This is a genomic window from Candidatus Cloacimonadota bacterium (genome assembly GCA_012522635.1).
GTDB lineage: Bacteria > Cloacimonadota > Cloacimonadia > Cloacimonadales > Cloacimonadaceae > Syntrophosphaera.
On the sequence record JAAYKA010000011.1, the window covers coordinates 1 to 13199 of the forward strand.

Genomic DNA, 13199 nt, shown 5'->3' on the forward strand with positions numbered 1-13199 from the left:
CTTTTTATTTGCGTCTTGTCTCTGTTCCTTTAAATTGTTAGTTGTAAGCAGAGTTTGAAACACACGCAAAGGAGCAGGAATGGAATCCTTTAGTTTCCACAACCCCACCCGGGTCCATTATGGTGCCGGGATGATAAAAGAGATTGGGCCCGAGATGAAAAGCGCCGGTGTGCGCAAATGTCTCTTGGTTGCAGGAGGCGGGTCCATCAAGGAAAACAACGTCTATCGTCAGGTTTGCGAAAGCCTGGAGGCGGCAGGCATCCAGCGCGTTGAAGCCTGGGGAGTGCAGGCCAATCCCACCCTGGAAAAAACGCGGGAATTGATTGAACTGGCAAAGAAGGAAGGGGTGGACAGCATTCTGGCTGTTGGCGGCGGCAGCGTTATCGACAGTGCCAAAGCCACGGCGGCGGGTTTTTATCTGAACGACATCTGGGCGGCATACACCGGCGAGGAGGCTGTGGAAAAGGCTTTGCCAATTTTCACCGTGCTCACCCTTTCGGCTTCGGGCAGTGAAATGAACGGCGGCGCCGTGATTACCAACACCGAATTGAAACAAAAATGGGGCATGACTTCGCCGCTGCTTTTCCCCAAGGTTTCCATCGTGGACCCCGCCGTGCAATGCAGCCTTCCTTTCCACCAAACCGTGAATGGCGCTTTGGACGCCATCGCTCATATCTTGGAATATTTCTTCATGGACGAGCGCGCGGAGGCGACTTTGGCGATAAATTCGGCCCTGCTGAGAACCATCATCGCCATGACAGACCGGCTTCAGGAAAATTCCTGTGATCTTTCCGCTCGCATGAACCTTGCCTGGAGTGTGACTTTGGCGCTGAATGGCATCAGCGGCGCGGGTTTGGGGGGAGGTGACTGGGCTTGCCACGCCATCGAACACGCTTTTTCGGTTTTGGATCCAAGGATTGCCCACGGAGAGGGTTTGGGCGTGATTTTCCCCGCCTGGATCGAGTATGTGAGCGAACGGGATCCCAGCCGCTTCAGCCTTTGGGCGCGTGAAGTGCACGATTCGGACAGCGTTTCCCACGCTCTGCGCCGTTTTCGGGATAAAATCCAATCCTGGGGCTCTGCCACCAGCCTTTCCGAGCTGGGCATCCGCCAAAATCAACTGCCCGAATTGCGGGATATCATTTTGGATTCCGGTGAGCTGGGCAAGGTGATAAAGCTTGGCCCCGCCGATATTGAAGCCCTGTTGATGCTGGCTTTTTGAAGAAATTGGAGCTTGACAAATGCCGCCCCGCCCAAAACTGGAGCGGAGAATAGCTTTGAAATAGGAAAACGATGAAAGAAAAAATCAGAAAAAAAGGCAGAAAACAGGATTATCAAAAGCCTGATTATACCATCACACCCGTGGCTGAGGGGAAAAAATTCCGCCGCCGCAAACCTTGGCTGCAGGATTGGATTGAAGCCATCTTGTTCGCCTTCGTGGTGGCGATGATTATTCGCAATTACAGCTTTCAAAACTTCATGATCCCTTCGCCGTCGATGGAAAAAACCCTGCTGACGGGTGATTACCTCGTGGCAAACAAGCTCAAGTATTTTTTCACCGACCCCAAACGTGAGGACATCGTTACCTTCCGCTATCCAAAAATCGAGGAAAACACACCGGAGCATCCGGATTATAAAGACAATTTCATCAAGATTTTCCATCCCATTTATATCAACAAGGCGGAAAGCTTTTCAAAATGGCCGCCAACCTGGTTTCACATCAGCTATTACGCGCGGAAAAACGTGGTGAAACGGGTGATTGGCATGCCGGGGGACATAGTTGAACTGCGAGACAAGCAGGTTTACGTGAACGGGAAGCTTTTTAAGGGCGGATATGAATGTTATGATATACCGATTCCCACCCCTCCGGATGCGCCGCAGCAGATTATTGCCCACAGTTTTCAGGAAGGCGAAATTGACCGCATCATCACGGTTTCGGATTGGTATAAGCCCCACATCGTGCCTGCGGACAGCAGCAAAGGCATTCCCGATCGCAAGATTTACAACCGCGACTGGTTTGGTCCCATCCGGGTTCCCGAAGGAAAGTATTTTGTTTTGGGAGACAACCGCGACGTGAGCGAAGACAGCCGCTATTGGGGCTTTTTGGACCGTAGCGATATCACGGGCACACCCTGGCTCATTTTCTTTTCCAAGGGCATTGAATACAATAAGCTTTACGATAGCCCGCACATTCGCTGGGATCGCATGTTCCGCATGGCCGGAAAGAAAAAGACTCCGGCGCGGTCTGGCTAAAAAGGACAGGGCATGGCAGAGAGCAGGGCTCCAGCCGTCTATCTGCACATCCCATTTTGCCTGAAACGCTGTCCTTATTGCTCTTTTTTTAGCCAAAATCTTTCCCGTGAGGTGCTTTCAGAATACCTGGAGGCTCTGGATGGTGAGATCATACTTTGGCAAAAAAAGGACCCATCCCTCAAAAAAGCCAGAACTCTGTATTTTGGCGGAGGAACACCCTCGCTGCTGAGCTCGGAGCAGATTCTGAGAATCAGTGGGCATTTCGGCTTGGAGCCGGGGGCGGAAGTCACTTTGGAGGTGAATCCTGAACAGATAAATCCAAAATGGCTGGGAAAGCTGGCCACAACCCCGGTAAATCGTCTCTCGCTTGGCTTGCAAAGCTTTGATGATGAAGAGCTTGCCTGGCTGGGACGGCGGAGCAAATCTGAAGACTATCCCCGCCTTGTGAAGCTTTGCCGGGATTTTGGTTTTGAAAACATTTCCTTGGATTTTATCTACGGTCTGCCTGGTTCGGATGCCGAGGGTCTTAAATGTAATCTGGACAAGTATTTGGAATTGGAGCCGGAGCATATTTCCGCCTATTTGCTAACACCGGATGAGGATACAGCCTTGGGGAAAAAGCTCGCCAGCGGGGAGCAGGTCCCTCTGCCGGATGACGAAAACCTGGCAGCGCACTACAAAGCGCTGCGGCAAAAGCTGTTGGCGGCAGGGTTTGAACACTATGAAATCTCAAATTTCTGCCGTCCAGGACGCTCCTCCATCCACAACCTGAGCTATTGGAAAAACCAGCCATATCTTGGTTTGGGGGCTTCGGCTTCGGGCTGGCTGCCACCGCTGCGCTATACAAATCCCGCCAGCCAGAAAGAATATACGGAATTTATCCAACGGGGTGAATTGCCTTTCACTGGCGAAGAATACCGCCCCCACGAGGCTTGGGCGGATCATTTTATGATGGGAATGCGGCTTCTGGAAGGAGTGGATCTGGATGAGTTGCAAAACCTCTACGGCTGTGACCCTCTGCGGGGGAAAGAGGCGGAAATCCAGAGACTGCGTGCTGCGGGGCTGATTGAGCTTGTTGGTCGACGTTTGCGGTTGACGCCGGCGGCTCTGTTTGTGTCGAACGCTGTGATTGCGGAGCTATTGTGAAACTGGAGGAATTGCGTCAAAACCTTGCTGACGCCATCTGTGGCAGCCGTTTCGAGACGAAGACATATTTTGTGGGCGGCTGTGTCCGGAATCAGCTTTTACGGCGTCCCATCCAGCTTTCGGACGTGGACATCGCTGTGGAACTTCCCGATGGTGGCATCGCTCTGGCAAACTTTTTGGCAGAAAAAGAGGGGTTGTCACAACCCAAAACGCATCCAGATTTCGGAACGGCGAGCATGGAATACCTGGGCATTCAACTGGAATTTGTGATGACCCGTGGTGAGCATTACCGCCCGGGAAGCCGCTTTCCAGAAGTGCGTTTTGCCACTTTGGTGGAAGACTGTTTGCGGCGGGATTTCACCGTTAACGCACTTTATATGAAAATTGTGGATGGCACCATTCTAGACCCAGATGGAAGGGGGCTTCGCGACCTTGAAAAGCGTTTGCTGCGCAGCATTCGTGAGCCACGAAAGTCTTTTCAAGAGGATCCGCTCAGGATTTTGCGTGCTTTGCGTTTTGCCGCTGTGCTCGATCTTGAAATTGAAAAACAAACTTGGGAAGCCCTGCGCGAATCGGCTTCCCTAATCCAAAACCTCAGCCAAAACAATATCCAGGATGAGATGAAGCGCATGAATCAAACAATCACCCCGACTCAATCAAAAAGATGGGAAGAACTGACTAAACTCTGCGCGATTTCAATTAAGTGATGGACGGCAGCGTTTTATGCCACCAAAAAAGAGGGGCAGAAGCCCCTCTCAATACAGCCGATATTTTATAATCAATTAAACTTGCTGGTGATATCCTCACCACCGGGGAGTTTGAAAAACCTGAATTGTTCCAGCCTGATATCCGGGTCGGATTGAATATCAATCTGGTCTTTATAGGCGTTTAACACGCCGCTGTTTTTGGCAATATGGTCTGCAAGCTCCGGATTGACTTTCAGGCGCAGGCGTGAGTTTTGGATAAAATAATCAGCACGGCTCAACCAACGGTGGATGCGCATTAAAAGTGTGTCGTTCGAGATAACTCTTCCGGTGCCGTGGCAGGTGGGGCAGGTGACGGAAAAGTTTGCTATCAGCGTGGAACGCATACGTTTGCGTGTAACTTCCACCAGCCCCAGTTCGGTGAAGCTATAAACCTTGTTTTTGGCACGGTCGCGGCGCAGACCCTTGCGCAGGGTGTCCAAAACTTCCTGCTTGTTTTGCTCGTTCAGCATGTCTATGAAATCGATGATAATGACCCCCGAAAGGTCGCGCAGCCTGATTTGTCTGGCTATTTCGGCAGCGGCTTCCAGGTTCGTTTTTTTGATGGTTTCCTCATAGTTTGTTTTGCCGGTGAAGCTGCCGGTGTTGATATCGATGGCCACCAGCGCTTCGGTTTGCTCAATTTTGATATTTCCTCCGCTGGGAAGGTAGATGCGGGAATGGAAAACGGAATCGATTTTCTTTTCTATGCCCCAAGCGTCGAAAATTGGGGAATCTTCCTTATAGATTTCGACGGCGGGGATGAGCTCCGGTGAAAAATCTTCGAGGTGGCGGATAATGCTTTTGGCGAAGGCCTTGTTGTCGATGATGAGCCGGTCCACGTTTTCGCCAAAAAGGTCGCGGATGAGGTAGTTTTCGAGGGCGTTTTCCTCAAATACGCAGACCGGGCCTTTGAGGTGTTTAATCTGTTTATCGATTAATTTCCAAGTTTTGGTGAGAGCTTTGTATTCGGCTCGGAGTTCGTCTTCTTCACAGCCTTCGGCTTCGGTGCGCACAATCAGCCCAAAACTGGGGTCTTTGAATGAGGACAGGATGTTGCGGATGCGGCCGCGCTCGTTTTGGCTATAGATTTTGCGGGAGATGGCAATTTTGTTTTTATTCGGGAAAAGCACCAGGTATTTTCCAGGGATGGAGATTTGACCGGTGAGGCGGGCACCTTTTGAGCCCAAGGGTCCTTTGTGGACCTGCACAACAATTTCCTGTCCGGATTTTAACAGGTTTCCAATCTGGGAGGAATCCTTTGGGTTGAGGCGGGGACGCTGTTTGCTATCGCTTTCAAACATATCCAAAAAGTCTGTGACGATGTCTGAATAATGCAAAAAAGCGGTGCGCTCGAGACCAATCTCGATGAAGGCTGCGCCCATGCCGGGTAAAACGTCTTTCACGATGCCTTTATAGATGTTGCCAACCACATTTTGCTTGTCTTTGCGCTCTACAAAGAGCTCCACCAGTTTGTTATCTTCCAAAACGGCCACCCTTTTTTCCATGGGGTGCACGTTTACCACTATCTCTGTGTGAAATTTATCTTTTCTCATGGCTTGAATCCGTCGTTTTATTTATTGATCCAAGCGGAAGGGGCAAAAGTAGAGCCATTCACGCATTGGCAGGGTTTGCAGCAAGTAAGTTTCCAGGCGCTTAAGGGGGCTGGTTTCCTGATGTTTCAAGCCAGCAACAAGGCTTTTGAAAAATCCGCCTTCACGTAAGGCTTCCCAAACTCCGATGGTTTTCGGATACTTTTTCAAGCCGTATTTTGTGATTCCGGCAAGTTCAGCGGCTTTTTTGACAGCTGTATCCAAATCGCCAATTCCATCTACCAAGCCCAGGGCAAGCGCGTCGGAGGCGATGAAAACACGTCCTTCCGATACCGCATCGATGCGTTCCGGCCCAATCTTGCGCGCATCCATCACACGTTGGCGGAATTCGGCGTAAACCGCTTCGGAATCACGGTTTAGCGAGGCAAGCAATTCGGGGTCATAGCTCTCAAAGATGCTGCCGAAACCAGAGAATTTACCATAGCTGAGGGTCTGGCTGTCAACACCAAGTTTATTACTCAGTTCCTTGGCTTCGGGCAGGGCCATGATCACGCCGATGGAGCCTGTGATTGTGTGTGGGTCTGCGATGATGTGGTCTGCCGCGCAACTGATATAGTAGCCGCCAGAGGCTGCAACTCCACCCATCGAGACCACCACGGGCACTTTCAAGGTTTTGAGCTGTTGGTGAATGAGTTCAGATTCCAGCGCGGAGCCACCGGGGCTGTTCACACGCAAAACCACAGCCTTCACGGCGTCGTCTTTTTCGATGGAATTCAGGATTCTGGAAACCTTGGCCGCGCTGATGCTGGCATCTGAACTATATCCGCTGGCGGAAGAAATGTTGCCGCTTAGGTTTACAATCGCGATTTTGTTGCCAGTACTGGAGGATTCCGCGGGAGACGCATAACTTGAGATCGAGATGGCTTTATTCTTTTCGATTTTATACTGCGCGCGCACTTCTTCCCAGGTGGCGGCTTCATCGATGAGGCCCCAGGTTTTGGCATCTGTTGCGTTGATGATGAGGTCGGGGCGGTTTTCATAAATATCCCAAACCCGGGTGGAATCGATTCCACGGGCTGCGCTGATGTTTGCCCGCAGCAAATCGTAACGTCCTTTGAAAGCTTGGCGCATGTTTTGCTCCGCCTCAGGGCTGAGAGAGCGCCGGGAGTAGGGTTCACCGGCACCTTTGTAGTCTCCGGCCTGCATCACGTGCATTTTGACACCCAGTTTTTTGAGGGCCTCACTGTAGAAGAGGACGTTTCCGGAAACGCCTTCCAGCATGATTCCCGCTGAGGCGGAAGGGTCCATGTAGATTTTGTCTGCCATGGAGCAAAGCAGGTAGTCGTTTTGGGAAACAATTTCCGCGTGGGCGATCACGGGTTTTTTGCTGAGCTTAAAATCTTGAAGCGCGGCTTTGATCTCGTTTAGGTTGGGCTGATTGATCGCGGCTCCACCGGGGCGGATCACGATGCCTTTTATTTTGCCGTCGTTCGCGGCTTTTCGAATGCGGACACAGATATCGTCCACGCTGAGAGAGCCAAAATTCAAAAATTCCGGTCCGTTAATCTCAGTGTAATCCGGCACGCTGCCGCTGGGGTTCAAAACCAGCCAGCTACCTTTGGAAACGCTTGCTCCCTTGAAAGGACTGGCGAGGAAATATCCTGCCACAAAGGTTCCAATCAGAATGAGTACAATGACGCCGCAGCCAAGTAAAATGCCATTTCTTGTTTTCATGGGGAAAACTCCTTATTTAAAAATGGGTGTGAAAATGGTGGATTGAAAAATTGAGTGGCGGAGATGCTGGGATTCGAACCCAGGATACGCGTTTTGCACGTATACACGATTTCCAATCGTGCTCCTTCAGCCAACTCGGACACATCTCCGCGCTTGGAAAAGCCATCTTTTTGAAAGCACATAATCTGTCAAACAAAAATCAATGCCGGAAGTGGCGAATACCGGTGAAAAGCATGGCAATACCGAAGGAATCGCAGGCCGCAATCACGTCCTGATCACCTTTGGAGCCTCCGGGCTGGACTATCGCGCGAATGCCTTGGGAATGCAGTTCGTCGATGGAATCCCGAAAAGGGAAAAAGCCGTCGGAAGCGCAAACTGCACAGCTTAAATCATGGCCAAATTTCTGAGCTTTCCACAGCGCCAGATGCAGAGCGTCGATGCGGCTGGTTTGGCCGGCGCCCAAGCCAAAAACACGGTTTGTTCCGATGATTGCGATTGCATTTGAACGCAGTAGCGACACAGCTTTCCAGGCAAAAGCCAAAGCTTCCCGCTCGCTGGGATCCGGTTCTCTTTGCGTCACGGTTTTCCATTCATTGGGGTCATCATTTACATGATCACAGCTTTGCAGCAGCCAGCCTTGAGGCAGATCCTTCAATTCCCAGTTTGCTTTTTCCACCAGATTGCAACTGGATTGGATCAGTCTCCGTTTCTTTTTCCGGCGCAAAAAATCAAGAACTCCATCCTCATAATCAGGCGCGATGATGATTTCGGTGAAAACTTGATCGATAAGTTTTGCTGTTTCCAGGTTCAAGGGGCGGTTCAGTCCCACAATGCCGCCAAATGGGGATTGGGTGTCGGCAGCGAATGCTTTTTGATATGCTTCGGCTAGGTTGACACCAATTCCTATCCCACAAGGATTGCAGTGTTTTACAATCACCACTGCGGGGGCTTCGAAGAGCCTCAACGCCTGAAGGGTGGCGGCAATATCCAGGTGGTTGTTGAAAGAAAGTTCCTGTCCGTGTAGAAGTTGCAAGTTTGCATCAGGTTTGGCATAGATGCCAGCTTGTTGATGCGGGTTTTCGCCGTAACGCAGTGATGCTTGCAAAGCGCTATTAATTTTCAGGGTGGGGGGCAGCTCCTTTGCTGTAGTTTTTTCCTTGGTCAAAAAATAGTCGGCAATTTCAGCGTCGTAATCCCGAACGTGTTCAAATGCTTTGCGGGCAAGCTCTCGGCGTGTTTCAAGCTTTGTTTCGCCATCTTCTTCAATCTGATTTATCACTTTGGAATAGTCTGTCGGATCGCAGAGAACAGTGACAGAGGCGTGGTTTTTTGCTGCCGCGCGCAGAAGACTGGGGCCGCCAATATCGATGTTTTCAATGATTTCCTGGTCTTCCACGTTTTCTTTTTCGCGGGTTTTGGCGAAAGGGTAGAGGTTTACGGCTACTAAATCAATCTTTTTTATGCCATGTTCCGCCAGGGTTTCCAAATGCTCCTTTTTTGTGCGGTCTGCCAAAATACCAGCATGAACCTTTGGGTGCAGGGTTTTAACACGTCCGTCCAGAATTTCGGGGAAACCGGTAAGTTCGGAAATGTCGATCAGTTCCGGACAAAACTTCCTCAGATATACAGCCGTTCCGGATGTTGAAAGAATGGTAAAACCAAGTTTGGACAAACTTTTGGCAAGGGTTTCCACACCGCTTTTATCGGAGACTGATATCAAGGCGTATTTGCTCATTTTTCCTCTTCGGATTGCTTTAACAATTTTTTAAGTTCTGCGCTGCTGATCGTTTTTTCCAGCATTCCTTGCAATTTACCATCGGAGAACAACTCAACGCAGACTCTAGCCAGATTCTGCGGCTTGTCGTCGTCTGCATTGGTTTTATCTTCAAACACTGCCACCATCACGATTCCGCTTAGGATAATCAGCCAGTTTACATATATCCACAAAAGAAAGATGGGTAATGCTGAGAGGGTGCCGTAAAATTTGTGATAACTGGTCATGCGGTAGATATAAAAATCAAAACCGCTCTTCACCAGCAGCCAAATGATGGCAGTCCAAAAAGCGCCACGCACCAGCGACATACGTTCCACTTTTATAGATGGCATCAATGTATAGAGAAACACCAGGAGGAAAAACTGCATCGCGAACGGAATTAAGTAGGTGATCCAATTCAGAAGGGGCAGTTTCAACAAGCGCGAGATCATTGGCAGCGAAGAACTTGATAGCAGTATCGCCAGGATGAAAACACCCAGGATAATGGTACCCAAAAACTTTATGAGTTGTTGAAACGGACTTTGCCGGGGTTTGAATTCCATTTTCAGAATGCGATCGAAGGAATCGCGAATCACTCTGAACAACGAATAGGATGAAACCATCATTACAATGAAGTTTATCGCGTTAAACCCAGCCCGACCTTCCAACATTCCTTCGATAACACTGTTCAAGGCAAACGCGGAAGTCGGTATCAAATGGTCTGAAATGATCGAAAACAGCTTTTCCCTGAGATTCAAAAAAGGCAGGTCCGGCGCTATGAGCAGGATGAAAACCACGAAGGGCACGAAACCCAAAATGGTTATATAAGTGAGCGAGCCCGCTTCACGCATCACTCTTTCGCGAGTTATCAATTGCCACCAGCGTTTTAGGAAGTTCCAAAAATCCGCCATCAGCTGTTTTCGTGCCTTGGGTTTGCTGATGTACTGCCAAGTTTTTTTTAGATCAATGCCAGCGGCTTTGGCAGTGGTGGCCAGCAGCGAGCCGATATTGGCAAAAATCCCTCGTTTTTCTTTGTTCTTCATTTGTTTGTCTTTCATTAAAAAATATGCGACTTTGGCTTGACTTCGCTTGTGCGTCAGCGAGGTGGGCGCTTGTCTAAACAGTGTTTTTCTCTTATTTTCAAGCCTTTTACCCATTATTCCACATCAAGCCAAAATGTCAAATAGAAAAAAGCATCTTCAGCTCAGTGAACATGAATCGAGTCGTACGCGGTGGTTTTTTTGATTCCCGATGATACTATTATCACACATTAAACAACATGATATGATATCCATACTCAAGGGCTTGAAAACATTTTTCTTTTCGAGATTGTGACATATTGGAAGAAAATATTGGTTTGCCTTGAAATACGTTTCTGGTTACTTTATGATTATATCTTGATTAAAAACTAAGGAGTTAATAATGGAAAACATGAAAACAGGAATTCCCTTATTGGGAGACAAATTCCCCGAAATGAAAGTTGTGACCACCAGTGGTGTGATGAATCTGCCTGAGGATATGAAAGGTAAATGGTTTGTTCTCTTCAGCCATCCTGCTGATTTCACACCCGTTTGCACTACCGAGTTTGTGGCCTTTCAAAAGCGCTACCAAAAGTTCAAGGAACTCAATACAGAATTGATTGGCTTGAGTGTCGACCAAGTTTTCAGCCATATTAAATGGGAAGAGTGGATTCAGGAAAAACTTGGTGTCGAAATTCAATTCCCCATTATTGCCGACACCGGAGCGGTGGCAGGTAAATTGGGGCTCGTGCATCCTGGAAAAGGCACAAACACCGTCCGCGCGGTGTTTATCGTTGACGCCGATGGCATAATTCGTATTATGTTTTACTACCCCCAGGAGCTTGGACGCAACATGGATGAAATCCTCAGGGCAGTAAAAGGCATGCAGATTGCGGACAAAAACAATGTTGCCATTCCCGCTCAGTGGCCAGATGGAGAATTGTTTGGCGACCGCGTAATCATTCCACCCGTCACCGATGTGGAAGCTGCACGCAAGAGACTCGAAGGTGCCAAAACTGGCGAATATGAGTGCCTTGACTGGTGGCTCTGTCACAGGGAACTCTAAACCAAATTAAACATTACACGATGTACCGTCCCTCCATGTGGGGGACGGTTTTTTGTGTCACATTTCAAAATGGCATTTGAATATGAGTTGGCGTGCGAGATTCAGGATGTGGTTGGACTAATAATTGTCTATTAGATGTTTCAATCAAGTGGCAATGCCGCCCCAATAATTCATCTGCAGTTTAATCAATTAATTACATATCTTAATTGCGGAGCATACCCATCATATTTACCCGCTCGGGTTGGAAAGGAATCAAAAAAGGTCCCGGTAAAACCGGGACCTTAATTATAAGGGAGTGGTCAATCTTATTTAACGATGACCATCTTTTTGGTTTGGTTGGTGGTTTGGGTGCTCAGCTTGTAGAGATAGATACCGCTGCCGCAGGCTTTGCCATTGGTGTCGGCACCATTCCAGCTAATGTTGTGGCTGCCTTGTCCAACCTTGAAGGTTTTCACAAGCTTGCCCTGCAAGTTGTAAATGGAAAGAGTGGCGTTTTCGCCTTCTTTCACTTCAACAGCGATGGTGGTGCTGTTGTTTGCCTTGAAGGGGTTGGGATAGGCGTTTTTCAACTCGCTGACCTGGGGATAAACTGGGGGCACCTCACCTTGAACGCTGATGCTGACAGGACCAAAGAATTCGCTTTTGTTAGCTTCGACGCTTTCCAAGTAATACAGATAAGTGCTGCCAACTTCGACTTCGTTATCCAAAACAGTGTAGCTTTGCGTTTGGCTGGTGTTTGTCGCCTGAATCAATGTGGGTGTGATCAGGATCGCATTATCTTGAATACTGGGCTCATAACGATATACCCGATATCCCAGCAAATTGCTTTCAGACTGTGTTATCCAATTGATCTGCACATAATTCAAGGCAGTGAGGGTGGCAGTGAAGCTGCTGAGTTCAACGGGGGTATAATCGGGAATATCCGTATTGAAACTCATCACAAAAATAAAATCCACACCATTATCCATTGGGAAGAAAGCACTGCTATTGGTGATCGTGTAGGATATTGGGTTCCATGGGCTCCAGCCTGAGGGAACTGGATCGAGTTCCCAGAGTCCAAAAAGTTCGCTTTTAGTTGGTTTGCTGATTTCTACGTATGGCGTAATCGCGTCTGTCGGAACTGTTTGTCCCATATCGACGCCGTTGTGCCATATTGTGAAAGTTCCATGAAGGTTGGTAACGTTGGTCTGCACTCTAACAATATAGGCTCCAAACAAGCCTCCACAGGCCAACACTGCAATTACTGCTAATAATACAAATTTTTTCATACCTTTTACTCCTTGTTAGGTTGCCCAAGTTTTGCCGAGCGCAAGGTGCAACCTATTTCCTCTCAATCGCCCGGCTGAAAACATGCTGGTAAAAGCGCATGCTCTCGCCATACACAATATATTCTAATCGCACCCTTAAGCGCGACCATTTACATTCTGGGGTCAATCTAATCTCAGGGCATTTACGTGTCAAGCATTTTTTTCGTCATTTTCAATTTCATTTGTAGATTTCCCTCCAGTCTGAATCAAAAACAATGATAAAAACTTTGCGCAACGCTCACTCAAGCAATATATTATGGGTAATATTGAAATTTTAAAAGCCTTTTTTATGTCGAACAATATGTGGAATCCAACATCAAAAAAGCAGTTGACAGATATGCCATGCCTAAAAATGTGACCATAAATCAAAGTGCGAACTTTCAAGGAGCAAGATAAATGAAACAGGGAATACACCCCAAATATGAAGAAGTAACCGTACGCTGTGCCTGCGGTAACGAATTTCAAACCCGTTCCACCAAAGGCAACCTGCATGTGGATATCTGTAACGTTTGCCATCCTTTTTACACTGGAAAACAGAAGATTATCGACACTGCCGGTCGAGTTGAAAAATTCAACAAGAAATACAACATCAAAAACGAAGAATAGCACAACGTTCAAAACCGCC

General features: G+C 48.4%; 11 protein-coding genes and 1 tRNA gene. 6 read left to right on the top strand and 6 right to left on the bottom strand.

The window, feature by feature from the left end:
• Positions 1 to 79: 79 nt before the first annotated feature.
• The 4 genes from GX135_00490 to GX135_00505 all read left to right on the top strand — a co-directional run bounded on the left by GX135_00490 (position 80) and on the right by GX135_00505 (position 4106).
• A complete protein-coding gene (locus tag GX135_00490) occupies positions 80 to 1222 on the top strand; it encodes an iron-containing alcohol dehydrogenase (protein NLN84566.1) in 1143 nt (380 codons plus the stop codon).
• A gap of 71 nt (positions 1223 to 1293) precedes the next feature.
• The gene (gene lepB / locus GX135_00495; GenBank protein ID NLN84567.1) at positions 1294 to 2253 is read left to right on the top strand and encodes a signal peptidase I; all 960 of its coding nucleotides are present in this window, start codon (positions 1294 to 1296) and stop codon (positions 2251 to 2253) included.
• A 12-nt stretch (positions 2254 to 2265) separates the two neighbouring features.
• Positions 2266 to 3399 (top strand): radical SAM family heme chaperone HemW, encoded by a 1134-nt coding sequence (gene hemW / locus GX135_00500; GenBank protein NLN84568.1) that lies wholly within the window; start codon positions 2266 to 2268, stop codon positions 3397 to 3399.
• On the top strand, positions 3396 to 4106 hold the full coding sequence (locus tag GX135_00505) for a CCA tRNA nucleotidyltransferase (protein NLN84569.1): 711 nt from the start codon (positions 3396 to 3398) through the stop codon (positions 4104 to 4106). The genes hemW and GX135_00505 overlap by 4 nt, the downstream gene beginning before the upstream one ends.
• Positions 4107 to 4177: 71 nt before the next feature.
• Here GX135_00505 and GX135_00510 read toward each other — a convergent pair whose 3' ends face one another.
• The 5 genes from GX135_00510 to GX135_00530 all read right to left on the bottom strand — a co-directional run bounded on the left by GX135_00510 (position 4178) and on the right by GX135_00530 (position 10225).
• On the bottom strand, positions 4178 to 5698 hold the full coding sequence (locus tag GX135_00510; protein NLN84570.1) for an Rne/Rng family ribonuclease: 1521 nt from the start codon (positions 5696 to 5698) through the stop codon (positions 4178 to 4180).
• Positions 5699 to 5719: 21 nt separating this feature from the next.
• On the bottom strand, positions 5720 to 7429 hold the full coding sequence (gene sppA, locus GX135_00515; GenBank protein ID NLN84571.1) for a signal peptide peptidase SppA: 1710 nt from the start codon (positions 7427 to 7429) through the stop codon (positions 5720 to 5722).
• A gap of 55 nt (positions 7430 to 7484) precedes the next feature.
• Positions 7485 to 7578 (bottom strand) — tRNA-Ser (locus tag GX135_00520).
• Between the two features lie 50 nt (positions 7579 to 7628).
• Positions 7629 to 9164, bottom strand: coding sequence for a bifunctional phosphoribosylaminoimidazolecarboxamide formyltransferase/IMP cyclohydrolase (purH, locus tag GX135_00525; GenBank protein NLN84572.1), 1536 nt, complete (start codon positions 9162 to 9164; stop codon positions 7629 to 7631).
• Positions 9161 to 10225 carry a YihY/virulence factor BrkB family protein gene (locus tag GX135_00530; protein NLN84573.1) on the bottom strand — a complete coding sequence of 355 codons (1065 nt, stop codon included), beginning with the start codon at positions 10223 to 10225 and terminating at the stop codon, positions 9161 to 9163. The genes purH and GX135_00530 overlap by 4 nt, the downstream gene beginning before the upstream one ends.
• Before the next feature lie 388 nt (positions 10226 to 10613).
• Here GX135_00530 and GX135_00535 point away from each other — a divergent pair, with 388 nt between their 5' ends.
• Positions 10614 to 11267, top strand: coding sequence for a peroxiredoxin (locus GX135_00535; protein NLN84574.1), 654 nt, complete (start codon positions 10614 to 10616; stop codon positions 11265 to 11267).
• Positions 11268 to 11572: 305 nt separating this feature from the next.
• Here GX135_00535 and GX135_00540 read toward each other — a convergent pair whose 3' ends face one another.
• Positions 11573 to 12535 (bottom strand): T9SS type A sorting domain-containing protein, encoded by a 963-nt coding sequence (locus GX135_00540; protein NLN84575.1) that lies wholly within the window; start codon positions 12533 to 12535, stop codon positions 11573 to 11575.
• Positions 12536 to 12970: 435 nt separating this feature from the next.
• Here GX135_00540 and rpmE point away from each other — a divergent pair, with 435 nt between their 5' ends.
• On the top strand, positions 12971 to 13180 hold the full coding sequence (gene rpmE / locus GX135_00545; protein ID NLN84576.1) for a 50S ribosomal protein L31: 210 nt from the start codon (positions 12971 to 12973) through the stop codon (positions 13178 to 13180).
• Positions 13181 to 13199 lie beyond the last annotated feature (19 nt).

Excerpts from the sequence above, each read along its gene's own strand:
- GX135_00490 (NLN84566.1), top strand. The coding sequence starts at position 80 with ATGGAATCCTTTAGTTTCCACAACCCCACCCGGGTCCATTATGGTGCC.
- lepB (NLN84567.1), top strand. The coding sequence starts at position 1,294 with ATGAAAGAAAAAATCAGAAAAAAAGGCAGAAAACAGGATTATCAAAAG.
- hemW (NLN84568.1), top strand. The coding sequence starts at position 2,266 with ATGGCAGAGAGCAGGGCTCCAGCCGTCTATCTGCACATCCCATTTTGC.
- GX135_00510 (NLN84570.1), bottom strand. The coding sequence starts at position 5,698 with ATGAGAAAAGATAAATTTCACACAGAGATAGTGGTAAACGTGCACCCC.
- sppA (NLN84571.1), bottom strand. The coding sequence starts at position 7,429 with ATGAAAACAAGAAATGGCATTTTACTTGGCTGCGGCGTCATTGTACTC.
- purH (NLN84572.1), bottom strand. The coding sequence starts at position 9,164 with ATGAGCAAATACGCCTTGATATCAGTCTCCGATAAAAGCGGTGTGGAA.
- GX135_00530 (NLN84573.1), bottom strand. The coding sequence starts at position 10,225 with ATGAAGAACAAAGAAAAACGAGGGATTTTTGCCAATATCGGCTCGCTG.
- GX135_00535 (NLN84574.1), top strand. The coding sequence starts at position 10,614 with ATGAAAACAGGAATTCCCTTATTGGGAGACAAATTCCCCGAAATGAAA.
- GX135_00540 (NLN84575.1), bottom strand. The coding sequence starts at position 12,535 with ATGAAAAAATTTGTATTATTAGCAGTAATTGCAGTGTTGGCCTGTGGA.
- rpmE (NLN84576.1), top strand. The coding sequence starts at position 12,971 with ATGAAACAGGGAATACACCCCAAATATGAAGAAGTAACCGTACGCTGT.